The following is a 22239-nucleotide window of genomic DNA, read 5'->3' on the forward strand; positions in this document are numbered from 1 at the left end:
CCGCCTCCGCCGCGCCGGATCTGTCCGGCGCGGCGCTGCGACGGCTCACGCGGGCGGCCGCGCACTCCGGCGCCGCGCTGATCGCCGAAGCGGCCGAACTCACCGACGGCTGGGCCGTCCTGGTCGACCCGGTGACCGGCGCCGTCCACAGCACCCCGCACGCGGCCGGACCCGAGGGCGAGCGGGCCGCCGCGCACCCGGGGGCCCACCCGCACCTGACCATCCATCAGGTGAACGACGCCGCCGGCAGCGTCCTCGTCCTCGGCCCGCGCCGAACGCCCGCCGCCCAGGCGGGCCTCGTCGCGCGGGCCACCGCCGACCTGCTGCGGGTGCGGTCCCGGCGGGCGGACGAGGTGCGCGACGCCGAGCAACGGCTGCACTCCGCCGTGCTGCGCCTGCTGCTGCACGGCCACCACCACTTGGCCGCCGATGTGCTGGGCGGCGGCGCGGCCACGCACGCCACGGTGCACCGGCTCCCCGGGCGCGCCGCGCACACCGCCTACCAGGCATTGTGGCGGGCGGCGCAGCCCGGCGTGTCCCTCGGCGGCACGCGGGTGCTGCTCTGCCTGGACGGGGCGGAGTTGGTGGTCGTGGCCCTCCACGGCGCCCATGACGACCAGCACTCGGTGCTCTCCCTCGTCGCGCGCGTCGCCGACCGGCATCAACTGGCGGGCGGGGCCGCGGATCCCGCGCCGCTGGACATGTTCGCCACCGCCTGGGCCGAGGCCGGCACGGCACGCAACGGCGCCGCCGTCGGCTGCCTGACCTCCGCGACCGGCCTGGGCGCGCACGGGCTGCCGCGCGTCGTACCGGCGGACCGGCTCGCCGCGTGGGCGGCGGCCGTCCTCCAGCCCCTGGACCGCGAGCAGCGCCGCACCCTGGAGGCATGGCTCCGCTCGGGCTCGGCGCTGGCCGCCGCGCACGCACTGGACGTGGCGGAGGGCACCGTACGCACACGGCTGCGCGCCATCAGAACGCTGCTCGACGCCGATCTCGACGACCCCACGGCGCAGGCCCAACTGCTCCTCGCCCTGCGGGCCCCGGCCGCCGCCGTGACGACGGGCCCTCCCCCGTCGGCCGCCCGGCCCGCTCGAGTAAGCCCCCACCAGCCGCTGCCCACCGCCCTGCTCACCCCCGAGCAGGCCCACCGCTGGGCGTCCGCGCTGCTCGGACCGCTCGACACCCGCTTGCGCATCACCCTGCGGTGCTGGCTCGCGCACCGGGGCCGCACCGCTCCCGCCGCCGCCGCGCTGGGCCTGCACCGGACGACCCTCACGACCTGGCTCGCCGAGTGCGGCCGCCTCCTGGCCCTGGACCTGTCGTCGGCGACGACCAGGACGGAGCTGCGCCTGGCCGTGGAAACCGTCGCGACCCCCGACGACGTACCGACGGCGCTGCCACGCCGCGGCGGCAGGACCTATCGAGGGCCACGCCCTTAGAGCCTGTCTTTGAACCCCCGCCTGCGCCCCTAGAGCCTGTCTTTGAACCCCCGCCTGCGCCCCGGCCGGTTCCGCATGGACGGCGGCCGGAGCGAGCCGGGCGTCAAGAAAATCTCACACTGCCAAATCACGCTGCGTCTCGCTAGCTTCGGCAACGGCGACGAGGAGCGCGACACCGCGTTCCGGGCCCGGCCCGCGTCGTCGTTCCGGCGTCGGTACCAGAGCGCACCTTTCCCGCCCTCCTGTCACTCCGGCCGCTGCATGTCCTTTCACCGCAAGACCCGAAGGAGAGAGTGCGTGTTCGAACGCATAGCCGAGCTGGCGATTCGCCGGTCCCGGCTGGTCCTCATCGTCGCCGCCGTGGTGGTGGTTCTCATGGGCGCCCTGGGCGCCGGGGCCTTCGGGAAGCTGCTGGGAGGCGGATTCGACGACCCGGCCTCCCAGTCCTCCCGGGCCAGGGACGTCATCGACGAGAAGTTCGGCGGAGAGACGAACCTGGTCCTGCTGGTCCGTGCTCCCGAGGGCCGCGTCGACGCCCCGGACGCCAAGCGGAACGGCAAGGCGCTGGTGTCCGACCTCAAGACGGAGTCCGACCTCGACAACGTGGTCTCGTACTGGGACACGAACAGCCCCGACCTCCGCTCCGAGGACGGCCGCGAGGCCATCGTGCTCGCCCGGGTGAAGGGCCGCGACGCGGAGCTGCAGGAGAACGCCAAGGCCGTCATCGACGACTTCGCCGGAACGTACAAGGACACGCTCACGGTCAAGGCCGGTGGCAGCACCGGCGTGAGCTACGAGATGGGGCCGCAGACCACGGAAGACCTCATCCTGGCCGAGACCATCGCCGTGCCGCTGATCCTCCTCCTGCTCCTGGTCGTCTTCGGCACGGTGGTATCCGCGCTGCTGCCGCTGGCCATCGCGCTCATCGCCATCGTGGGTGTGTTCGCGCAGCTCTTCGTCGTCGGCAGTGTCACCGACGTCTCCATCTTCGCGATCAACCTCACCACGGCGCTGGGCCTCGGACTCGGCGTCGACTACGCCCTGCTGATGATCAGCCGGTTCCGGGAGCAGCTCGCGTCGGGGGCGAGCGTGGAGGACGCCGTCCGCAAGACGATGAGCACCGCGGGCCGTACGGTCGCGTTCTCCGCCGCGACCGTGGCCGCCGCGCTCGCGGCGCTCATGGTGTTCCCGCAGTACTTCCTCCGCTCGTTCGGGTATTCCGGGGTCGGCGTCGTCCTCATCGCGGCCCTCGCCACCCTGTTCGTGATGCCGGCCCTGCTCAAGGTCCTGGGGCACCGGGTCAACAGCGGGCGGATGCCGTGGTCGAAGCCGGAGCGCTCCGGATCCCGGTCGTCCGGGTGGGGACGGCTCGCCCGTACCGTCATGCGGCGGCCCGCGCTGACCGCGCTGCCCGTGCTCGCGGTCCTGCTGCTCGCGGCGAGCCCGCTGCTCGGCATCACCTTCGGCACGGCGGACGAACGCGTGCTGCCCGAGGGCGCCGAGAGCCGCCAGGTCTCGGCGGCGCTGCGGGACAACTTCAACGGCAACGACGCCGCGGCCCTCCACGTCGTCATCGACAAGCCCGTGGCCAAGGCCCCGTTGGCGTCGTACGCGACCGAGCTCTCCGAGCTGGAGGGCGTCGCCCGCGTCGAGACCAGCGCGGGGGTCTTCGCCGACGGGCAGTCCAAGGCGACAGGACCCGGCAACACGGTGCTCGGCCGCCCCGACGGCCAGCAGCTCAACGTGGTGAGCAAGCTGACACCGAAGTCCGAGGAGGCCAAGGACCTGGTCGAGCAGGTCAGGTCGGCCGCGCCGCCCTCCGGGGCGGACCCGCTGGTGGGCGGGGCCGACGCCGAACTGGTCGACTCCAACGACTCCATCGGCGGCAGGCTCCCGCTCGCCATCGGCCTGATCGCCGTCACCACCTTCGTGCTGCTCTTCCTGTTCACGGGCAGCGTCGTGCAGCCGCTGCGTGCGCTGGTCCTCAACCTGATCAGCCTGGGAGCGACGCTCGGCGTCATGACCTGGATCTTCCAGGACGGCAACCTCTCCGGCCTGCTGGGCTTCACCGCGCAGCCGATGGAGACGTCGATGACCGTGCTGATGTTCTGCGTGGCCTTCGGACTCTCCATGGACTACGAGGTCTTCGTCACCAGCCGGATCAAGGAACTCCACGAGCTGGGCGAGGACAACGAGTCCGCGGTGGCCAACGGCCTCGGGCACACCGGACGCATCGTCAGCGCGGCGGCCGTCCTGCTCGCGGTCAGCTTCTTCGCCTTCGGCACGGCCAAGATCAGCTTCCTGCAGCTGTTCGGCCTGGGCAGCGGTCTCGCCATCCTCATCGACGCCATCGCCGTACGCGGTGTCCTCGTCCCGGCCGCGATGCGTCTGCTCGGCCGCTCGGCCTGGTACGCGCCCGGGCCGCTGCGCAAGTTCCACAACCGGTTCGGCCTGAGCGAGAGCGGCCCGGCGCCCGCGTCCGCGCCGGAGCTCGTGACGGTGAACCCGCCCGAGAAGGACTCGGCGGGCGTCTGACCCCCGTGACCGCCCCCGGGCCCGTGCCCGCTTCCGCCGTGGCGGAGGCGGGCACGGGTGTGTGCCGGGCGGGCAGCCGGCCGCTCCCGACGGCGGGGCGGCCCGCGTTTGACGGGAACCACGTGGGTCACCCGTGTCGGGTCGTCGCACGCGAGCCGTCCCGAGGCGCAGAGGACACCGGCGGCGACACGGTCCTGAGGCCGACCGCGAGGAGGCACCACCCATGACGAAGACCTTCGCTCTCGGGCGTCCGGCCGGAATCCGGGTCGCCGTCCACTGGACCGTGCCGGTCGCCTTCGTGCTGGTCGCCTCGGCGCTGGCCGAGGCCCGCCTTCCCGCCGCGCAGCCCGGCCGGCCGACGTGGCACTACTGGGCGGCGGGCCTCGCGGCAGCGGTGGTGTGCTGCGCCTCGCTGGCGGCGCGGGACGGCGCCCGTGCGGTGGTGGCCCGACGCCATGGTGTGGCTGCCGACTCGATCGTGCTGTGGCCGTTCGGCGGGGCCGCCCGTCCCCCGGACACGGCCGCGAGTCCGGGCGCCGAACTGCGGATCGCGGGTGCGGGCCCCTTGGTCAGCCTGGGTCTCGCACTGGGGTCGGTGGTCCTCGCGAGTCTGCTCAGCGCGGTGGGCGCTTCGGGCCTTGCCGTGGAGACCGTGACGTGGTGGGCGGCGGTCAACGCGCTGCTGGCCGTGGGCCACGCCTTGCCGGGCGTGCCGCTCGACGGCGCTCGGCTGCTGCACGCCGTGGCGTGGTGGCGTACGAAGGACCGGTCCCGCGCCACGGCGGTGACCGCCGCGGTCGGGCGTCACGTGGGGTGGCCGCTGGTGCTGCTCGGCCTGGCCCGAGTGGTGTTCGCCGCCGACCTGGGTGGGCTGTGGCTGACGCTGCTGGGAACGTTTCTGGTGACGGCGGCGACGGTCGGCGGCACACCGGCGTGGTCCTCGGAGGCGCCGCACGACATTCCCGTACGGCAGGCGATGAGCGCGGATCCGGTGACCGCTCCCGCGGCCCTCAGTGTGTCCGAGTTCCTGAACGGTCCGCACTCCGCCTTCCGGCACTCGGCCCTGCCGGTCGTCGACGACGACGGGACGCCGCTCGGCCTGATCTCGATGCCCTCGCTCCAACGGGTGGCGGTCCCGGCGCGTACGTCGACGACCCTGGCCGAGGTGTCCCTGCCCCTGGACCGCGTTCCCACCGCGGCCCCGGACGACCCGCTCGGCGGCCTGCTGCCGCGGCTCGACACGTGCCCGGCCCACCGGGCGCTCGTCGTCGAAGGCGGCCGCGTCGTCGGCGTCGTCACGCCGTGGGACGTGGGCCGTGCGGTGGCCGGGCGTCTCGCCCGTCACTGACCGCGCCACCCCGGTCGGTCACGCACTCGGCCTCACCCTCACCCAGAGTGTTACCGCGGGTAATCCGTTGGACTGAGGTCGTGTGCCGGTGACGATCACGGGTACCCGGCTCGAACCGGCCAGTGAGCCCGACGGAAGGGAGCTGCCGTGAGTGACAAGGACGGGCTGCGGACCTATCGCGGGAAACGGCGTTTCGACCGGACGAGCGAGCCCAGCGGCGAGCGCCCGGTGCCGGACGAGGCCGGGTCGGCCGGGGACGACGAGCCCACGTTCGTGGTGCAGATCCACGACGCCAGCACGATGCACTTCGACTTCCGCCTCGAGGTCGACGGCGTGCTGAAGTCGTGGTCGGTCCCGAAGGGGCCCTCCACCGATCCCCACGACAAGCGACTCGCCCTTCCCACCGAGGACCATCCCCTGGAGTACAGGGACTTCGAGGGAGTGATCCCTCAGGGCGAGTACGGCGGCGGCACCGTCATCGTCTGGGACCGCGGCACCTACCGGCCCACCAGCCATGACAAGCGGAACCGGCCGGTGCCGTTCGGGCAGGCGCTGGAGAACGGTCACGCCACGTTCGTCCTGCGCGGCGAGAAGCTGCGCGGCCAGTACGCGCTCACCCGGTTCCACGGCCGTGAGGAGAAGAGCGGCGGATCCGCCGGTAAGCCGACGTGGCTGCTCGTACGGACCGGGCACGGCTCGGCGGGCGGCGGTACGCCCGATCCGCGGCGGGCCCGCTCCGCCCGCAGCGGCCGCACACTGCGCCAGGTCGCCCAGGCGCCGGACGCGCCGGTGTGGGAGCCGGACGACGGGGAACGGAGATGACCGGCCTGCTGGACACGCTGCCGCCCGCACTGGACGGCCGCACCCGCGAGGCGGCGCCGGGCGTCGAACTGGCGGCCTCCCCGATGCTGGCGACGCTCAGTGAGCGGCGCGACTTTCCCCAGGGCTGGCTCTTCGAGCGGAAGCTGGACGGCATCCGGGTGCTCGCGGTGCGCGAGAACGGCACGGTGACGCTCCGGTCCCGTTCCGGACGGCGGCTCGACGCCACGTACCCGGAGATCGTCGACGCGCTCGCCGCGCAGGACTGCGCGGACTTCACCGTCGACGGCGAGATCGTCGCCTACTCGCACGGCCGGACGGACTTCGCGCGACTCCAGCAGCGCATGGGGCTCACCCGGCGTGCCGATGTCGCGGCGAGCAACGTCGCGGTGACCTATTACGTCTTCGACCTGCTGCGCCTGGACGGCGTGGACGTGCGGCGGCTGCCGCTGCGCACCCGCAAGTCCCTGCTGCGACGCGCGATCACCTTCACCGCGCCCTTGAGATTCAGCTCCCACCGCAACGAGGGCGGGCCCGAACTGCTGGCCGACGCGTGCCGGCGCGGCTGGGAAGGGCTCATCGCCAAACGGGCCGACAGCACCTACCAGGCGCGCCGCTCGGGCGACTGGCTCAAGCTGAAGTGCGCCCAGGGCCAGGAGTTCGTGGTGGGCGGCTTCACGGAGCCCACGGGCTCCCGGGTGGGTGTCGGCGCGCTGCTCCTCGGCTACTACGAGGAGGGGCGGCTGCGCTACGCGGGCAAGGTCGGCACCGGCTTCGACCGGCGTGCCCTGCTCGTCCTGCGAGAGGAACTCGACGGACTCCAAGTCGCCGGCTCGCCGTTCGAGGGCCGGGTCGCGGAGCGGACCGCCCACTGGGTGCGGCCACGGCTCGTGGCACAGATCGCCTTCACGGAGTGGACTCGCGACGGCATGCTGCGCCATCCCCGCTATCAGGGGCTTCGGGAGGACAAGAAGCCGACCGACGTCGTCCGGGAGCGGGGAAAGCCATGACGGAGAGAACACCCGGCCCGGCCGTCCCGTCGCGCAGACGCGTTGTCGCGGAGAGGGCAGGATTCGAACCTGCGTGGGCTCGCGCCCGACTGAAGCGAACTCCGGTCCCCGATAAGCCACTCCGGGCACCTCTCCCTCGTCACGGGGGCGGCCTGTGCGCTCCGGGCCGTCCCTCCTTGACGCTCATCAGCTTGTCCCTGCTCCCTGATACGGCGCTGACGCGCGGGACGAGCGGCCCGGCCGTGGGCCGTGTCCCGGCGCGCACCGCCGAGCGCTCGGCCACGGTGAACCCAGACCTCTGCGAAGGAACGTGATGTCGCTGCCCTCGCCCACGACCGCGGCTGCCGCGGAACCCCTCGTGTCCCCGGTCAATTCCCACAACGAGTGGGACCCGCTGGAGGAGATCGTCGTCGGACGCCTCGAGGGCGCCACGATCCCCTCCAACCACCCCGTCGTGACCTGCAACATTCCGCGATGGGCGGCGCGGTTGCAGGGGCTTGCCGCCGGCATGGCGTATCCGCAGCGGATGATTGAACCGGCGCAGCACGAGCTCGAGCAGTTCATCGCCCTGCTGCAATCCCTGGGCGTCACGGTCAGACGCCCGGAGGCGGTCGACCACAGCCGGCGTTTCAAGACTCCCGACTGGTCGTCACGCGGATTCTGCAATACCTGCCCGCGCGACAGCATGCTCGTGATCGGCGACGAGATCATCGAGACGCCGATGGCGTGGCCCTGCCGGTATTTCGAGACCCACTCCTACCGCCCGCTCCTCAAGGACTACTTCCGGCGCGGAGCGCGCTGGACGGCGGCGCCGAAACCCCAGCTCACCGACGCGCTGTTCGAGAAGAATTTCAGCGTCCCCGACGCGGGCGAGCCCATGCGCTACATCCTCACCGAGTTCGAACCGGTCTTCGACGCCGCGGATTTCGTGCGCGCGGGGCGGGATCTGTTCGCCCTGCGCAGCAATGTCACCAATCTGATGGGCATCGACTGGCTGCGGCGCCATCTCGGGCCCGGTTATCGCATCCACGAGATCGAGAGCCGTTGCCGCACGCCCATGCACATCGACACGACGTTCCTCGTGCTCGCGCCCGGCAAGGTGATGGTCAATCCGGAGTACATCGACGTCGACCGCCTGCCGGACTGCCTGCGCTCGTGGGACGTCCTGATCGCTCCCCAGCCCAACCCGATCGACGAGCGCCTGCTCAAGCTCACGTCGCTGTGCGGCAAGTGGCTCAGCATGAATGTGCTCATGGTCGACGAAAAGCGGGTGATCGCGGAGCGGCACCACACCGACATGCTGCGTGCGCTGGAGGCATGGGGGTTCGAGCCCATTCCGTGCGACCTGCTGCACTACGCGCCGTTCGGCGGCTCGTTCCACTGCGCGACGCTCGACATCCGGCGTCGCGGCACGCTCGAATCGTATGTCGACTGAAGCGAGTCGTATGGCGAGTGGGTTCGCGTGAGCGTGAGGGGGACGGGGCGAGTCCCCGGCCTCGGGGACTCGCACGCCGGACCGCGCCGGGCCGGGCTCAGCTCCTGCCGCGGCCGCTCAGCAGGTCGCGGGCCCGGTCGACCAGACCCAGCCCCGGTCCCAGCAGCTTGTTGCCGGGCGGCGAGGAGGGCGCGGAAGGGTGCGGACGCGTGGGTGCCGTCTTCTTCGCGGTGCGGACCTTGTCGCCCAGTTCGTCCAGTGCCTCCGGCGTACACGCCACGGCGATCAGGGGGAACAGCCGGTTCTCCTCGTCCCGCACGTGCTCGTTCACGTCGAGCTTCAGCTTGGCCACCAGATGGTCGAAGTCCGGCTCCTTCGCGCCGAGCCCTTCCAGGTTCTTGAGGAGCTGCTCCACCCTCGCGTGGTCGGCGATCTCCTTGTCCGCGATCGCGTTCCCGTCCGGGACGTTCTCGCGCACCGCCGGGTACAGATGTACCTCTTCGGCGACGGAGTGGCGTACCAGCTCTATGGTCAGCTCGTCCGCCAGCTTCCGGCGCTGCTCGTCACCGACCGGCTGGGACTCTATCTTCGCGAACAGCTCTTCGACTTCGCGGTGGTCGGTGGTGAGCTCTGTGATCACGTTTCCGCCGTGTCCCATCAGAGGGCCCCTTTCCCTGTCGGGGCGTGGGCCGGGGCCGGCCCACGGTTCCGGACGGGTGCCCTCGTAGCTCTGCGACACGCACGCAGGTGCGGGCGGCCGGGGTCCGGGGCGGGGGCGTTCAGCGGCCCAGTGCCCGGGCGAGCTGCTGTTTGTTCATCTGGGAGCGGCCGTCGATGTTGCGCTTCTTGGCCTCCGCGTACAGCTGGTCCTTCGTCGGGCCATCGGATCCGCTGTGGGAGCGCTGACCGCCCCGCTGGGACGCGGACTTCGAGTCCTGGGTCGACGTCCTGCTGCCCGTCTTCGACTCGCCGGAACGCGCCCGCTCCTTGTTCACCGTGCGGGCCGCGATCTCCTTCGCGCGTCCTGTGGACTCGCCCCGCTTCTGGGCGCTCTCCTTGATGTGCTCGTACTGACGCTCCCGCTTGGAGCTCGAACCTCGCGGCATGGTCTTTCCCTTTCACCAGCTCCCGGGCCGCCCCGGGGATGCCTCTCGGCGGCGGGTACCCCGGGCCCGCGGACCCCATCCACGCTGCCTGCCGGAGCACCCGGTCCCATTCGACCTCCGCGGCCCGCGGGCCGCGACGCGGGAGGGCCGGATGGCGGCAAGGCTTCGGCGGGTGACCCGCTGCGTGGTGCTTTGGACACGTTTGCCTGTCGGGGGTGGCGGGGAACCTGCTCTGCCGAGGTCCGCGGTCAGCCGGACACACCACCGCGTCACCCGCCCCGGGACGGCGCCGACACCATGGAGGGCAGGCACAGATGCCGCAAGACGACACGGCACCCCCCAACCCCGCCGACAAGCACCCCCGGCCCGAGTTTCCCCAGCAGGACCAGGAACCCCCGGGGTGGACCGGGCCGATGGACCCGCCCCCGGATCACGGCGAGGACTCCTACCGGGGCTCGGGGGCACTGACCGACCGCAAGGCCCTGATCACCGGCGGGGACTCCGGGATCGGCCGGGCCGTCGCCCTCGCCTACGCCCGCGAGGGCGCGGACGTGCTCTTCACCCACCTGCCCGAAGAACGCGACGAGGCCCGCCGCACGGCCGACCTGGTCGAGGGCGCGGGCCGGAAGGCCGTCCCCGTCGAGTGCGACATCCGTACGGAGGACGCGTGCCGGAGTCTCGTCGACCGCGCCGTGGCGGAGTTCGGCCGGATCGACGTCCTCATCAACAACGCCGCCTACCAGATGTCCCAGCCCGAGGGCATCGCCGCCATCACCACCGAACAGTTCGACCGGGTGGTGCGGACGAACCTGTACGGCATGTTCTGGCTCTGCAAGATGGCCCTCCCCCACATCCCCGCGGGCGGCAGCATCATCAACACGACATCCGTCCAGGGCTACCAGCCCAGCCCGCACCTGCTGGACTACGCCACGACCAAGGGCGCGATCGTCACGTTCACCCACGGGCTCGCGCAGATGCTCGCCAAGGACGGCATCCGCGTCAACGCGGTCGCTCCCGGCCCCGTCTGGACACCGCTGATCCCCGCCACGCTGCCGGACACCAAGGAGTTCGGGAAGCAGTCCCCGCTCGGCCGCCCGGCCCAGCCCGCCGAGATGGCGCCCGCCTACGTCTTCCTCGCCTCCTCCCGTGCGAGCTACATCACCGGCGAGATCGTCAACGCCACCGGCGGCACCCCGCTGCCCTGACCGAACACTCCGGAGGAGGCGCCCTTGCGTACGGCGAGAGGGGGTACCCGCCCGGCCCGAGGCCCGTACCCGTACGACCCGTGCGACCCGTACGACCGGCCTGCGTTCGATCTGGAGGGAGTGACCCGGATGGCCGAGGTGGACACGGCCGGCCTGACGACAGCGCTGCGTGCCGCGGTGGACGGGGAGGTCCGCTTCGACGCGGGCAGCAGGGGCACGTACGCCACCGACGGTTCCAACTACCGCCAGGTCCCCCTCGGCGTCGTCGTCCCCCGCACCGTGGCGGCGGGCGCCCGAGCGGTGGAGGTGTGCGCGCGATTCGGCGCCCCGGTGCTGTCCCGCGGCGGGGGTACGAGCCTGGCCGGGCAGGCGACCAACGCCGCCGTGGTCATCGACTGGACCAAGTACTGCCACGCCCTGGTGTCGGTCGATCCGGACGCGCGTACGTGTGTGGTGGAGCCCGGGATCGTCCTGGACGAGCTGAACCGGCAACTGTCCGGGCACCGGCTGCAGTTCGGTCCCAAACCCTCCACGCACAGCCACTGCGCGCTCGGCGGCATGATCGGCAACAACTCGTGCGGGGCGTCCGCGCAGGCGTACGGCAAGACCGTGGACAACGTACGCCGCCTGGAGATCCTCACCGCCGACGGGGCCCGCATGTGGGTGGGGCCGGCGTCCAAGGAGGAGCGCGCGCGGATCGTCGCGCAAGGCGGTCGCCGGGCGGAGATCCATGAGGGCCTGGAGCGCATCGTCGGCGAGTATCTGGCGGACATCCGCACGGGCTACCCGAAGATCCCGCGCCGGGTCTCCGGCTACAACCTGGACTCGCTCCTTCCGGAGAACGGCTTCGATGTGGCCAAGGCCCTGGTGGGCAGCGAGGGCACGCTGGTGACCGTGCTGCACGCGGAGCTGGAGCTGGTGCCCGTGCCGCCCTGCCAGTCGCTGCTGGTCCTCGGATACGACGACATCTGCGCCGCCGCCGACGACGTGCCCCGCCTGCTGGAGCACTGTGCGCCCACCTTGCTGGAGGCCCTGGACGACCGGATGGCGCAGCTCATGCGTGAGGAAGGCGCCTATCTCACGTCTTTGGACGCTCTTCCTGATGGCGACTGCTGGCTGATGCTGCAGTTCAGCGGCGACAGTCAGGACGCCGTCGACGAGCAGGCGCTGGCGCTGCTGCGCGCGGTGGGCCGCGACGAGAAGGACGCCACCGTCGCCTTCTCCGACGACCCCGAGCGCGAGCACAGGATGCTCAAGGCCCGCGAGGCCGGTCTCGGCGTGACCGCGCGGCCCCCGGACGGCCGGGAGACCTGGGAGGGCTGGGAGGACTCGGCCGTGCCGCCCGAGCGCCTCGGAGACTATCTGCGTGACCTGAAGAAGCTGTTCGACGACTTCGGTTACGACCATCCCTCGCTGTACGGGCACTTCGGTCAGGGCTGTGTGCACACCCGGATCCCGTTCGAGCTGACGAGCGCCGACGGCGTGGCCGACTTCCGGCGCTTCCTGGAGCGCGCCGCCGACCTCGTCACCGCCTACGGCGGGTCGCTGTCCGGGGAGCACGGGGACGGCCAGGCCCGGGGCGAGCTGCTGACCCGCATGTACGGCGAGCGGCTCGTGACCGCCTTCGCCGAGCTCAAGGCCCTCTTCGACCCGGACCACCGGATGAACCCCGGCAAGGTGGTCCACCCGCGCCCGGTCGACGGGCAGTTGCGCCTGGGGCCCGCCTGGCGGCCGGCCACCGTCACGACGCACTTCGGCTATCCGGACGACGAGCACTCCTTCACCCGGGCCGTGATGCGCTGCGTCGGCATCGGCAACTGCCGCAGCCACGCGGGCGGCGTGATGTGCCCGTCCTACCGGGCCACGAAGGAAGAGGAGCATTCCACGCGGGGGCGGGCCCGGCTGCTTTTCGAGATGCTGGGCGGCCACGCGGACTCCGCCGTCACCGACGGCTGGCGTTCGACCGAGGTCCGCGACGCGCTCGATCTGTGCCTGGCGTGCAAGGGCTGCAAGTCGGACTGCCCCACGGGCGTCGACATGGCGACGTACAAGGCCGAGTTCCTCGCCCACCACTACGCGCGCCGCGTCCGGCCCGCGGCCCACTACTCGCTGGGGTGGCTGCCGGTGTGGGCGCGGCTGTCGCGGGTCGCCCCCGGGCTGGTCAACAGTGTGCTCCAGGCGCCGGGGGCGGCCCGCGTCGGCAAGCGCCTCGCCGGTGTCGACAGCGCCCGCCGGGCCCCGGTGTTCGCGCCGGAGTCGTTCCTGCGGTGGTGGCGGGCCCGTGCGGCGGACGCGCCCGACCCGAGCGATCCACGCACCGTCGTGCTGTGGCCCGACACCTTCACGACCTACTTCCACCCGGCGATCGCGATCTCGGCCGTTCGCGTCCTGGAAGACGCAGGCTTCCGCGTCGCCGTCCCCGGCGACACCGTCTGCTGCGGCCTGACGTGGATCTCCACGGGCCAGTTGGCCCTCGCCAAGAAGGTCCTGCGCCGCACTCTGCGCGTCCTGCGGCCGTACCTCGAAGCGGGCACCCCCGTCATCGGTCTCGAACCGTCCTGCACCGCGGTGTTCCGCGCCGACGCCCCCGAACTGCTGCCGACGGACCACGACGTGCGACGCCTGGCCGGACAGTTCCGCACCTTCGCGGAGCAACTCGTGCACCACGCTCCCGACGACTGGCGGCCGTCCGCGCCGGCCGGGCGGGCAACCGTACAGACGCACTGCCATCAGCACGCGGTCATGAAGGACGACGCCGACCGCGAACTGATGCGCCGCGCCGGTCTCGACGCCGTGTTCCTGGACGAGGGCTGCTGCGGTCTGGCCGGCAACTTCGGCTTCGAGCGGGGGCATCACGAGGTGTCCATGGCCGTCGCGGAACAGGGCGTGCTGCCCGCCGTCCGCGCGGCCGCCGCCGACAGCCTGCTGCTCGCCGACGGCTTCAGCTGCCGCCTCCAGATCGAACAGGGCGACACCGGCCGCCGGGGACTGCACCTGGCCGAGGCACTGGCCCTCGGCCTCGACGGGCACCCACCCGGTGACCACCCCGAACACCACGCCCAGCGACCGCCCGAGCCCTCACTCGCGGGCCGTTGGGCGACCACCGCGGGAGCCGCCGTCCTGACGGGCGCGGTCACCGCCGCGGCCGGCCGCGGCGCCCTGCGGCGCCTTCACCGTCGTACGTAACCCCCGACGACCCCCGACAACCAGCCGTACGCAACCCCCGACAACAACACGCTCTGCGCACCCACCGGAAAGGTCAGCACCATGTCGATGAAGGTCTCCGACCACATCCTGGAGCGTCTGCGCGCCTGGGAGGTCGAGCATGTCTTCGCCTACCCCGGCGACGGCATCAACGGACTGCTCGCCGCCTGGGGCCGGGCCGACAACAAGCCGCAGTTCATCCAGTCCCGCCATGAGGAGATGTCCGCCTTCGAGGCGGTCGGCTACGCCAAGTTCTCCGGCAAGGTCGGCGTCTGCGCGGCCACTTCGGGGCCGGGCGCCATCCATCTGCTCAACGGCCTGTACGACGCCAAGCTCGACCACGTGCCCGTCGTCGCGATCGTGGGACAGACCAACCGCAGCGCGATGGGCGGCTCCTATCAGCAGGAGGTCGACCTGCTGAGTCTCTACAAGGACGTCGCCTCGGACTTCTGCGAGATGGTCACGGTCCCCGAGCAACTGCCGAACGTGCTCGACCGCGCCATGCGCACCGCCATCGCCCGGCGTTCGGTGACGGCCGTCATCATCCCCGCGGACGTACAGGAACTCGACTACTCCGCACCCGAGCACGCGTTCAAGATGGTGCCGTCCAGCCTGGGGATGGCCCAGTACGCGCCGGTGCCGTCCGACCCGGACGTCGAGCGGGCCGCCGAGGTGCTGAACGAGGGCGAGAAGGTCGCGATCCTCATCGGACAGGGCGCCCGCGGGGCCCGCCAGGAAGTCATGGACGTGGCCGAGCGGTTGGGCGCCGGCGTGGCCAAGGCGCTGCTCGGCAAGGACGCCCTGGACGACGACCTGCCGTACGTCACCGGTTCGATCGGCCTCCTAGGCACCCGGCCGTCGTACGAGATGATGCGGGACTGCGACACCCTGCTGGTGATCGGGTCGAGCTTCCCCTACACCCAGTTCCTGCCCGAGTTCGGACAGGCGCGCGCCGTGCAGATCGACATCGATCCGCACATGGTCGGGCTGCGCTACCCGTTCGAGGTCAACCTGGTCGGCGACGCCCGCGAGACGCTGCGCCGCCTGCTGCCGCACCTGCGGCCGGTCAAGGAGGCCGACGACTCCAAGGACGCCAAGGACCGCTCCTGGCGCAAACAGATCGAGAAGAACACCGCCCGCTGGTGGGAGGTCATGCAGCGGCGCGCGACGGTGGACGCCGATCCGATCAATCCCGAGTACGTCGCCCACGCGCTGAACGATCTGCTTCCCGAGAACGTGATCCTGGCCGCGGACTCCGGGTCGGCCGCCAACTGGTACGCCCGCCATCTGCGGCTGCGCGGCGCGATGCGCGGCTCGCTGTCCGGGACGCTCGCCACCATGGGGCCGGGCGTGCCCTATGTGATCGGCGCCAAGTTCGCGCACGGTGACCGTCCGGCGATCGCGCTCGTGGGCGACGGGGCCATGCAGATGAACGGCCTCGCCGAACTGATCACGATCGCCAAGTACTGGAAGCAGTGGGCCGATCCGCGCCTGGTGGTGGCCGTGTTCAACAACCAGGACCTGAACCAGGTCACGTGGGAGATGCGCGCCATGTCCGGCGCCCCGCAGTTCCTGCCCTCGCAGGAGCTTCCCGACGTCGCCTATGCCGAGTTCGCCCGCTCGCTGGGTCTGGACGGCATGCGGGTGGAGAAACCGGAGGCCGTGCAAGGCGCCTGGCAGGCGGCGCTGACCGCCGACCGGCCGTTCGTCCTGGACTTCCGCACCGACCCGGCCGTGCCGCCCATCCCGCCGCACGCGTCCCTCGACCAGATCGAGGCGGCCGCGGCCTCCGTCCTCAAGGGCGACAGCGACCGCGCCGCCATGGTCCGCCAGGGCTTCAAGGCCAAGGTCCAGGACCTGCTGCCGGGGCGCCGCCACCGCGAAGACCGGCCGGGCGCCGGAGAGGAGAGGTGACAGCGCGCCCGCTCGTGGCCGGCGTCCCAGAAGTGCCCGGAAGCGACCGGAAGGGAACCGACTGACCATGCCCCAGACCGTCGTCATCACCGGCGCCAGTGCCGGCGTCGGCCGTGCCACGGCCCGTCTGTACGCGCGGCGCGGAGCCGATGTCGTGCTCATCGCCCGCGGCCGGGCGGGCCTCCGGGCCGCTGCCGACGAGGTCGGCTCCCTCGGCGGCCGGGCCCTGGTCCAGGTCGCCGACACCGCCGACGCGGGGCAGGTCGAGGCGGCCGCGGACGCGGCGGAGAACGCCTTCGGCCCCATCGACGTGTGGGTCAACTGCGCGTTCGTCGGCGTGTTCGCGCCCTTCGACGACGTCACGGCCGAGGAGTATCAGCGGGTCACGGACGTGTCGTACCTGGGCTTCGTCAACGGGACCCGGTCGGCGCTCAAGCGGATGGCGCCCCGGGATCGCGGCACCATCGTCCAGGTGGGTTCGGCTCTGGGCGAGCGGTCCATTCCCCTGCAGTCGGCCTACTGCGGCGCGAAGCACGCCATCAACGGCTTCACCTCCGCGCTGCGCACCGAACTCCTGCACCGGGGCAGCAACGTGCACGTCACCGTGGTCCAACTGCCCGCCCTCAACACGCCGCAGTTCTCCTGGGTCCGCACCCGCCTGCCCCGGCACCCCCGCCCGGTCCCGCCGATCTACCAGCCCGAGGTCGCCGCCCGCGGCATCGTGTACGCGGCCGACCACCCCCGCCGCAAGCAGTACTACGTGGGGGCGTCCACCGTGGCGACCCTCTGGGCCAACCGCCTGGCGCCCGCTCTCCTCGACCGCTATCTCGCCCGCACGGGCTTCGACTCCCAGCAGGTGGACCGGCGCCCTCCGTCCGGACGCGGCAATCTCTTCGAGCCGGTCGGCCGTCCGCAGATCGAGCCGGCCGACCGCCCGCAGGACGGCGGTCGAGGCGCGCACGGCGTCTTCGACGACGCGGCGCACCCGCGTTCCGTCGAGGCCGCCCTGGCCCGCCATCCCCTCGCCACCGCATCCGCGATCGCGATCACGGCCGCGGCAGCCGCCGGAGCCGCGCTGCGCCGCCGCGGGCGGGCCTGACCGGACAGGGAGCGGTGGCCGGAGACCTGTCCGGGCGTCGTCACCACGGCTGTGCGCTGCCTCCGGCCCCGCGTCGCGATCAGGCGGAAGGGGCCGGGGGCGCGGCGAGTTCACCCAGGACTCGGGCCGCGGGTGCCGGGTGGGTCAGCCACTTGAGGTGGCTGCCCTCAAGGGTGCGGACGTCGTACGGGTTGTCCGGTGTGAGCGCGTTGCCCTCGCGGATCAGCCGGTCCTGTATGGCGAGCGGCAGGCTCGTGTCGTCGGCCAGGCGTACATAGGTCTTCGGGATACGGCCCCAGGTCGCGGCCTGTGCCCGGTCGGCGGCGCCGCCGGCGTCCAGGTTCTCGTCGGGCTGGAAGGTGTTCAGGAAGGTCAGGAACTCCTCGTCGGTGCCGTCGGCGAGGAAGGCCGCCTTGAACGCCGCGAGGGCGTCCGGGTCCGCGGTGCGGAAGTTGACGCGCAGCAGGCCCAGTTCGGCCGGGTTCCCGGCCATCGCCAGGGCCAGGGAGGCGGCGTCGACCGTGGCCATCTCCGGCTCCGCGTAGTAGTCGTTGACGTCGAGCTCGACCGGGCACCAGGCCGAGACGTAGACGATGCGGTCGATCAGGTCCGGTCGCGCGTTGGCCGCCGCGGTCGCCGTGATGCCGCCGCGGCTGTGCGACACGAGGATCACGGGGCCGTTCCGCTTGGCCCGCTCCAGGATCCCGATCAGGTGGGCGACGTTGTCGGCGAGCGTGACGCCCTTGATCGAGCCAGGCGTCACGGCGAGCGCTTCGAGGTCCTGCGGCGCCTGATAGGCACGCGCGTAGGTGGCCCCGAACCCGTGGCCGGGCAGGTCGACGGCGACCGAGCGGTGCCCGAGGAGGCCGAGTTCGGCCTGGAGCGGCGCGAAGGAGAAGGAGTTCGCGAAGGCTCCGTGAACCAGTACGAAGGTCGGCTGCATCTGTCTGCTCGCTTTCTGGCCCCCGCGGCGTCGACGTCACGCGCGCCGCCGGAACCGGCACCACGAGCCACCTCATCACCACGGACAGGGCCCTCATCCGGATTCCGGTGGTGCACCTTACTCAAAGCAAGATCATTCGCACCACCCGTACGTTCGCGCCTTACCGGCACTCTCCAGCGCGCCTCGGCCGCGCCCACGCGACTGATCGCGTCTCTCGGATCACGCGGTCGGCTCCGAGTCGTAGTCGTGCCGGGCCTGTTCGACCTTGGGCAGGTTGGTCGCGCTCCATTCGGCGAGATGCGCGAAGAGCGGGGCGAGGCTCCGGCCGAGTTCGCTGATCTCGTACTCCACTCGCGGCGGGACCTCCGGGTGGTACGTACGCACGACCATGCCGTCGCGCTCCAGTTGCCGCAGGCGCTGCGTCAGCACCTTCGGGGTGATCTTGGTGATGCGGCGTTCCAGCTCGACGAAGCGTTGCCGGCCGTGCGTGTGGAGGGTCCACAGGATCGGTGTGGTCCAGCGGCTGAACACGATGTCCACGACCGGCCCGATCGGGCAGGCGAGGTCGGGGGCGGTCGCGGCGGATGCCGTCCAGGTCATGTCGCCGCCGGTCATGTGCGTCCCTTCAGGGTAGCCACTTTCCTCTAGGTACCTACTATACCGGCGGTGTTAGCGTCCCCTCGTCGCTCCGGAGATCGGCTCTCCGCAGCGCTCTCGCCCGTTCGGGCAGCTTCAACCAACGTGCATCTCAGGGGAGTTACTCATGATCGTAGTGACGGGGGCGACCGGCAATGTCGGCCGGGAGCTCGTGCGCACACTCGTGGCGGCCGGTGAGCAGGTGATCGCGACATCCCGGCGGATCACGGACACGGACGTGCCGGAGGGCGTCCGGCCGATGCCGGCGGACCTGACCGACGCGGAGAGCCTTCGGCGGGTGTTCGACGGCGCCGACGGGCTGTTCCTGCAGAACGGCGGGCCCAGCGCCCATCTGCTGAGCCCGCAGGACATCCTCGACGTGGCCAAGGCCGCGGGCATCGGGCGGGTCGTGCTGCTGTCCTCCCAAGGAGTCGCGACCCGGCCTCAGTCGCCCTCGCACGGGGAGACGGTGCGCGTCATCGAGGACGCCGTACGGCAGTCGGGCCTGCACTGGACGATCCTGCGCCCCGGCGGCTTCCACTCCAACGCCTTCGCCTGGGCCGAGTCGGTCCGCGGCCGACGGGCCGTGGCCGCGCCGTTCGGGGAGGTCGGCCTGCCCACCATCGACCCGGCCGACATCGCCGAGGTCGCCGCGACGACGCTGCGCGGCGCCGAACACACCGGCCGCGTCTACGAGTTGACCGGCCCCTCCCTCAGCACGCCCCGGCAACGGGCCGACGCGATCGGCGACGCGCTCGGCGAACCGGTGCGCTTCGTCGAGCAGACCCGCGACGAAGCCCGCGCGCAGATGCTGCAGTTCATGCCCGAGCCCGTGGTCGACACCACGCTCGACATCCTCGGGGAGCCCACGCCCGCGGAGCAGCGCCTCAGCCCCGACGTCGAGCGGCTCCTGGGCCGGGCGCCGCGATCCTTTGCCGACTGGGCGCGACGCCACGTCTCCGCCTTCCGGTAGAGCGTCGGAACCACCCCGCGCGGCCCGCGCCTTCAAGCCCGCCCCGGCCGTCCCGGCCCGTCGGCCCCCGGGTCAGCGCACGAGGTCGCTCGGGTCGGTGTTGGCTCCGCACAGCACCACGCAGACCTTCTCGCCGTCGGCGGGCCGATAGCCGCGGCCCGTGGCGGGCCGGTCACGCGCGCTCGGCTCGGGGGTGCGCCGGTCCCGAGAGGTGAGCGCGGCGAGGGCGGTGGCGGCACCGTGCTCGACGGCGATCCGGCGGTGGTCCCACAGCAGTTGGCGGGCGCGGACGATCTCGGCGTCCGGTACGAGGACGGAATGCGTCCGGTCCTGCTGGGCCGCGTGCAGGGCCATGGCGGACGTCCGGCGTGCTCCGAGGGAGTCGGCGGCGATCGACTCCACCGTGACGTCCACCTGGCTGCCGGCCTCCAGCGCGGCGTTGAGCGCGCGGCAGTGTTCCGGCTCCACGGCGACGGTGCGGATGCCGTGGTGTTGAGCGGCCGCGGCGACGCCGCTGAAGAGGCCACCGCCGCCGACCGCGACGACCACGGTGTCGAGCTCGGGAATCCACGCCCGGATCTCCTCCAGCAGCGTGCCCGCCCCTGCCGCGATCAGCGGATGGTCGTAGGCGTGCGAGGTGAGCGCGCCGGTGGTGGCGGCGAACTCCTCGCAGACCGCGAGCGCCTCCGCGTACTCGGAGCCGACCAGCCGCACGTCGGCGCCGTACGAACGGAGCTTGGCCACTTTCACCCGCGGCGCGTTGGCCGGCAGGAAGACGGTGGCACGGACCCCGTGCCGCTGGGCCGCCCAGGCGCACGCCATCCCCGCGTTGCCGCCGGAGGCGATGGTCACCCCGGCCTCGGGGAGGGTTCCGGCGTCGCGGTGGGCCTGGATGAAGTTCGCGGCGCCGCGGGCCTTGAAGGAGCCGGTGTGCTGCATGAACTCCAGGGCCAGCCAGACCTCAGGGGGCTGTCCGGGACTGCCGTCGAGAGCGGCGCGGCGGTCGCCGCCGATCGCGCCGGGGTCGACGCGCGTGAGGGTGACGGGCCGCACGTCTCCGGTGATCCGGTCGGCGGCTGTCTTGATGTCCTCGTACGCGAGGGCGTTCATGCGGTGCTCCTGTCAGCGGGTCAGGACCGGGTGAGGGGCGATACGATGTACCGTACGCTGTATCCCATGCCCAGACAATCCACTTCTCTGGACCTCGCGACCCCCCAGCGCATCGCCGAATCCGCCCTGCGGATCGTGGACCGGGACGGGCACACCGCCCTCAGCTTCCGGACCCTGGCCGCCGCCCTCGGCATCTCCGTCGCCGCCCTCCAGCGCCGCTGCACCGACCTGGCCGGCCTGCTCGACCTGGTGACCGACCAGCTGGCCGCCCGCCTGCCGGAGGTCCCTTCCGGCACCGACTGGGCCACCGCCACCGGGCGCCGGTTCACCGCGCTGTACGAACTGCTGACGGCCCACCCGGGCCTGGTCGCCCTGCGTGGCGCCCGGCCCTGGCTCGGCCCGCAGCTCCTCAAGCGGCTGGTGGAGCCGCAGCTCGCCGACTCCCTCCGGGCCGGCCTGACCCCGGACGCCGCGATCGTCACCTACCGGCGGCTGTACCTGCTCACGCTCGGATGCGCGAGCTTCGTCGACCACCGGGATCCGAAGTCCGCCCAGGCCGCCACCCGCCAAGCGCTGGCCGCGCTCGATCCGGAGGAGTTCCCGGTCCTGACGGGACACCTGTCGGCGGTTCTGCCCGCGGTGGTCGACCACGAGGTCTTCCACGGCGCGCTCCGCCAGCTGATCGAGGCCGCTGCCCCGGCGGGGCCCGACCCCGACGGGAGTTGACCGTCGCGGCGAGGCTGTCCCGTCCGACGGCGACCCGGCGGCGCGGGAGGACTCAGATCACCATCGCGGCCAGCGGCCAGCGCCGTACCGCGTACGGCGCCCACCAGACGTGGTCCCCGATCCGTACCGCCAGCTCCTCCTCGAGCAGGTCGGCCAGTACCGCGCCGGGGACCGCCTGGGCCGGTGCGCCGTCGGCCAGGGCGCGGATCGCCGCCAGGTGGTCGGGGGCGTCGATGGTGAAGCGGCGCAGCCGCCGATGCCGCCGGTCGCGGACCTGGACGAAGCCGGGCCCCTGACGGTGGATGCATTTGCAGAGGTAGTGGTTGTGGCGCCACTGCCGCAGCGCCTCCTCGGCGTCCGGGGGGCCGTGCAGGGCCGTCGGCGGGTGGAGGTGGCTCAGCGCGATCCAGGCGTCGGGCCGGTCCGGTGGCGTGCGGACCTTCCAGTCGACCGCCACGGCCCGCCCGGTCAGGGCCCCGATCAGGCTCAGTGTGTGGACGGAGCGGGCCGCGTCGGCCGCGTCCGTCAGGTCCACCGTCCCGCGCAGGGCCACGCGCCATGCGCCGGCGTCGAAGAGGGCGCGGGCGGCAGCCGTCACGGGCCCGCCGGGAACCGTCAAGTCCCCCAGGGGCATGCCCGGCAACCGGCCCACTGCCGGATCGTGGTCCCGCCATGCGGCCACCGTGAGCACGCTGTCGTCCGCGGTGTGCTGGGTGTGTACGGTCATCGTCATCCCT

At 72.2% G+C, this 22239-nt stretch carries 18 protein-coding genes; 12 read left to right on the forward strand and 6 right to left on the reverse strand.

All coding sequences use genetic code 11. The annotated features are described in order from the left end of the window. From STRAU_RS25145 to STRAU_RS25170, 6 genes are all read left to right on the forward strand, one after another. Window positions 1-1439, forward strand: a 1439-nt coding sequence (locus STRAU_RS25145) for a PucR family transcriptional regulator (protein ID WP_052029238.1), incomplete at its 5' end; no start/stop codon positions are given. A 297-nt stretch (window positions 1440-1736) separates the two neighbouring features. Next, window positions 1737-3974, forward strand: a complete 2238-nt coding sequence (locus tag STRAU_RS25150) for an MMPL family transporter (RefSeq protein ID WP_016643205.1) — start codon at window positions 1737-1739, stop codon at window positions 3972-3974. A 223-nt stretch (window positions 3975-4197) separates the two neighbouring features. Beyond that, window positions 4198-5322 carry a CBS domain-containing protein gene (locus STRAU_RS25155; protein ID WP_016643208.1) on the forward strand — a complete coding sequence of 375 codons (1125 nt, stop codon included), beginning with the start codon at window positions 4198-4200 and terminating at the stop codon, window positions 5320-5322. Between the two features lie 147 nt (window positions 5323-5469). Further along, entirely contained in the window at window positions 5470-6144 is a 675-nt protein-coding gene (locus STRAU_RS25160; RefSeq protein WP_016643209.1) for a DNA polymerase ligase N-terminal domain-containing protein, read from the forward strand. Beyond that, window positions 6141-7151 (forward strand): non-homologous end-joining DNA ligase, encoded by a 1011-nt coding sequence (gene ligD, locus STRAU_RS25165; RefSeq protein ID WP_016643210.1) that lies wholly within the window; start codon window positions 6141-6143, stop codon window positions 7149-7151. The genes STRAU_RS25160 and ligD overlap by 4 nt, the downstream gene beginning before the upstream one ends. 313 nt (window positions 7152-7464) lie before the next feature. Further along, complete coding sequence (locus tag STRAU_RS25170) at window positions 7465-8586, forward strand: amidinotransferase (RefSeq protein ID WP_037661777.1); 1122 nt, start codon at window positions 7465-7467, stop codon at window positions 8584-8586. 97 nt (window positions 8587-8683) lie between these two features. Here STRAU_RS25170 and STRAU_RS25175 read toward each other — a convergent pair whose 3' ends face one another. Further along, window positions 8684-9244, reverse strand: coding sequence for a hemerythrin domain-containing protein (locus STRAU_RS25175; RefSeq protein ID WP_016643212.1), 561 nt, complete (start codon window positions 9242-9244; stop codon window positions 8684-8686). A 121-nt stretch (window positions 9245-9365) separates the two neighbouring features. Beyond that, on the reverse strand, window positions 9366-9692 hold the full coding sequence (locus STRAU_RS25180) for a hypothetical protein (protein ID WP_016643213.1): 327 nt from the start codon (window positions 9690-9692) through the stop codon (window positions 9366-9368). Window positions 9693-10006: 314 nt separating this feature from the next. Here STRAU_RS25180 and STRAU_RS25185 point away from each other — a divergent pair, with 314 nt between their 5' ends. From STRAU_RS25185 to STRAU_RS25200, 4 genes are all read left to right on the forward strand, one after another. Then, window positions 10007-10897, forward strand: coding sequence for an SDR family oxidoreductase (locus STRAU_RS25185; protein WP_037661779.1), 891 nt, complete (start codon window positions 10007-10009; stop codon window positions 10895-10897). Between the two features lie 129 nt (window positions 10898-11026). Then, on the forward strand, window positions 11027-14083 hold the full coding sequence (locus STRAU_RS25190; protein ID WP_037661782.1) for an FAD-binding and (Fe-S)-binding domain-containing protein: 3057 nt from the start codon (window positions 11027-11029) through the stop codon (window positions 14081-14083). Window positions 14084-14164: 81 nt separating this feature from the next. Then, entirely contained in the window at window positions 14165-16015 is a 1851-nt protein-coding gene (locus tag STRAU_RS25195) for a thiamine pyrophosphate-requiring protein (protein ID WP_016643218.1), read from the forward strand. Window positions 16016-16082: 67 nt separating this feature from the next. After that, the gene (locus STRAU_RS25200; protein ID WP_016643219.1) at window positions 16083-17114 is read left to right on the forward strand and encodes an SDR family oxidoreductase; all 1032 of its coding nucleotides are present in this window, start codon (window positions 16083-16085) and stop codon (window positions 17112-17114) included. Between the two features lie 79 nt (window positions 17115-17193). On the opposite strand, the gene STRAU_RS25205 is transcribed toward STRAU_RS25200, so the two are convergent. Beyond that, window positions 17194-18057, reverse strand: a complete 864-nt coding sequence (locus STRAU_RS25205) for an alpha/beta hydrolase (RefSeq protein ID WP_016643220.1) — start codon at window positions 18055-18057, stop codon at window positions 17194-17196. A 219-nt stretch (window positions 18058-18276) separates the two neighbouring features. Further along, window positions 18277-18672, reverse strand: a complete 396-nt coding sequence (locus tag STRAU_RS25210) for a winged helix-turn-helix transcriptional regulator (RefSeq protein WP_016643221.1) — start codon at window positions 18670-18672, stop codon at window positions 18277-18279. A gap of 148 nt (window positions 18673-18820) precedes the next feature. Between STRAU_RS25210 and STRAU_RS25215 the strand changes: the two genes are divergently transcribed. Then, window positions 18821-19666 carry an NAD(P)H-binding protein gene (locus STRAU_RS25215; RefSeq protein ID WP_037661785.1) on the forward strand — a complete coding sequence of 282 codons (846 nt, stop codon included), beginning with the start codon at window positions 18821-18823 and terminating at the stop codon, window positions 19664-19666. Window positions 19667-19738: 72 nt separating this feature from the next. On the opposite strand, the gene STRAU_RS25220 is transcribed toward STRAU_RS25215, so the two are convergent. Next, window positions 19739-20776, reverse strand: coding sequence for a threonine/serine dehydratase (locus tag STRAU_RS25220; protein WP_016643223.1), 1038 nt, complete (start codon window positions 20774-20776; stop codon window positions 19739-19741). A 66-nt stretch (window positions 20777-20842) separates the two neighbouring features. Between STRAU_RS25220 and STRAU_RS25225 the strand changes: the two genes are divergently transcribed. Further along, complete coding sequence (locus STRAU_RS25225; protein WP_016643224.1) at window positions 20843-21502, forward strand: TetR/AcrR family transcriptional regulator; 660 nt, start codon at window positions 20843-20845, stop codon at window positions 21500-21502. Window positions 21503-21554: 52 nt separating this feature from the next. Here STRAU_RS25225 and STRAU_RS25230 read toward each other — a convergent pair whose 3' ends face one another. Continuing rightward, window positions 21555-22235: a DUF5825 family protein gene (locus STRAU_RS25230; RefSeq protein WP_016643225.1), complete on the reverse strand. Its 681-nt coding sequence runs from the start codon at window positions 22233-22235 to the stop codon at window positions 21555-21557. Window positions 22236-22239: the final 4 nt, after the last annotated feature.

The sequence above is a fragment of the Streptomyces aurantiacus JA 4570 genome, from assembly GCF_000414115.1.
Classification (GTDB): Bacteria; Actinomycetota; Actinomycetes; order Streptomycetales; family Streptomycetaceae; genus Streptomyces; species Streptomyces aurantiacus_A.

Coding starts and splice junctions, on each gene's coding strand:
- STRAU_RS25155 (WP_016643208.1), top strand. CDS start 4,198: ATGACGAAGACCTTCGCTCTCGGGCGTCCGGCCGGAATCCGGGTCGCC.
- ligD (WP_016643210.1), top strand. CDS start 6,141: ATGACCGGCCTGCTGGACACGCTGCCGCCCGCACTGGACGGCCGCACC.
- STRAU_RS25170 (WP_037661777.1), top strand. CDS start 7,465: ATGTCGCTGCCCTCGCCCACGACCGCGGCTGCCGCGGAACCCCTCGTG.
- STRAU_RS25175 (WP_016643212.1), bottom strand. CDS start 9,244: ATGGGACACGGCGGAAACGTGATCACAGAGCTCACCACCGACCACCGC.
- STRAU_RS25180 (WP_016643213.1), bottom strand. CDS start 9,692: ATGCCGCGAGGTTCGAGCTCCAAGCGGGAGCGTCAGTACGAGCACATC.
- STRAU_RS25185 (WP_037661779.1), top strand. CDS start 10,007: ATGCCGCAAGACGACACGGCACCCCCCAACCCCGCCGACAAGCACCCC.
- STRAU_RS25190 (WP_037661782.1), top strand. CDS start 11,027: ATGGCCGAGGTGGACACGGCCGGCCTGACGACAGCGCTGCGTGCCGCG.
- STRAU_RS25195 (WP_016643218.1), top strand. CDS start 14,165: ATGTCGATGAAGGTCTCCGACCACATCCTGGAGCGTCTGCGCGCCTGG.
- STRAU_RS25200 (WP_016643219.1), top strand. CDS start 16,083: ATGCCCCAGACCGTCGTCATCACCGGCGCCAGTGCCGGCGTCGGCCGT.
- STRAU_RS25205 (WP_016643220.1), bottom strand. CDS start 18,057: ATGCAGCCGACCTTCGTACTGGTTCACGGAGCCTTCGCGAACTCCTTC.
- STRAU_RS25210 (WP_016643221.1), bottom strand. CDS start 18,672: ATGACCGGCGGCGACATGACCTGGACGGCATCCGCCGCGACCGCCCCC.
- STRAU_RS25215 (WP_037661785.1), top strand. CDS start 18,821: ATGATCGTAGTGACGGGGGCGACCGGCAATGTCGGCCGGGAGCTCGTG.
- STRAU_RS25220 (WP_016643223.1), bottom strand. CDS start 20,776: ATGAACGCCCTCGCGTACGAGGACATCAAGACAGCCGCCGACCGGATC.
- STRAU_RS25225 (WP_016643224.1), top strand. CDS start 20,843: ATGCCCAGACAATCCACTTCTCTGGACCTCGCGACCCCCCAGCGCATC.
- STRAU_RS25230 (WP_016643225.1), bottom strand. CDS start 22,235: ATGACGATGACCGTACACACCCAGCACACCGCGGACGACAGCGTGCTC.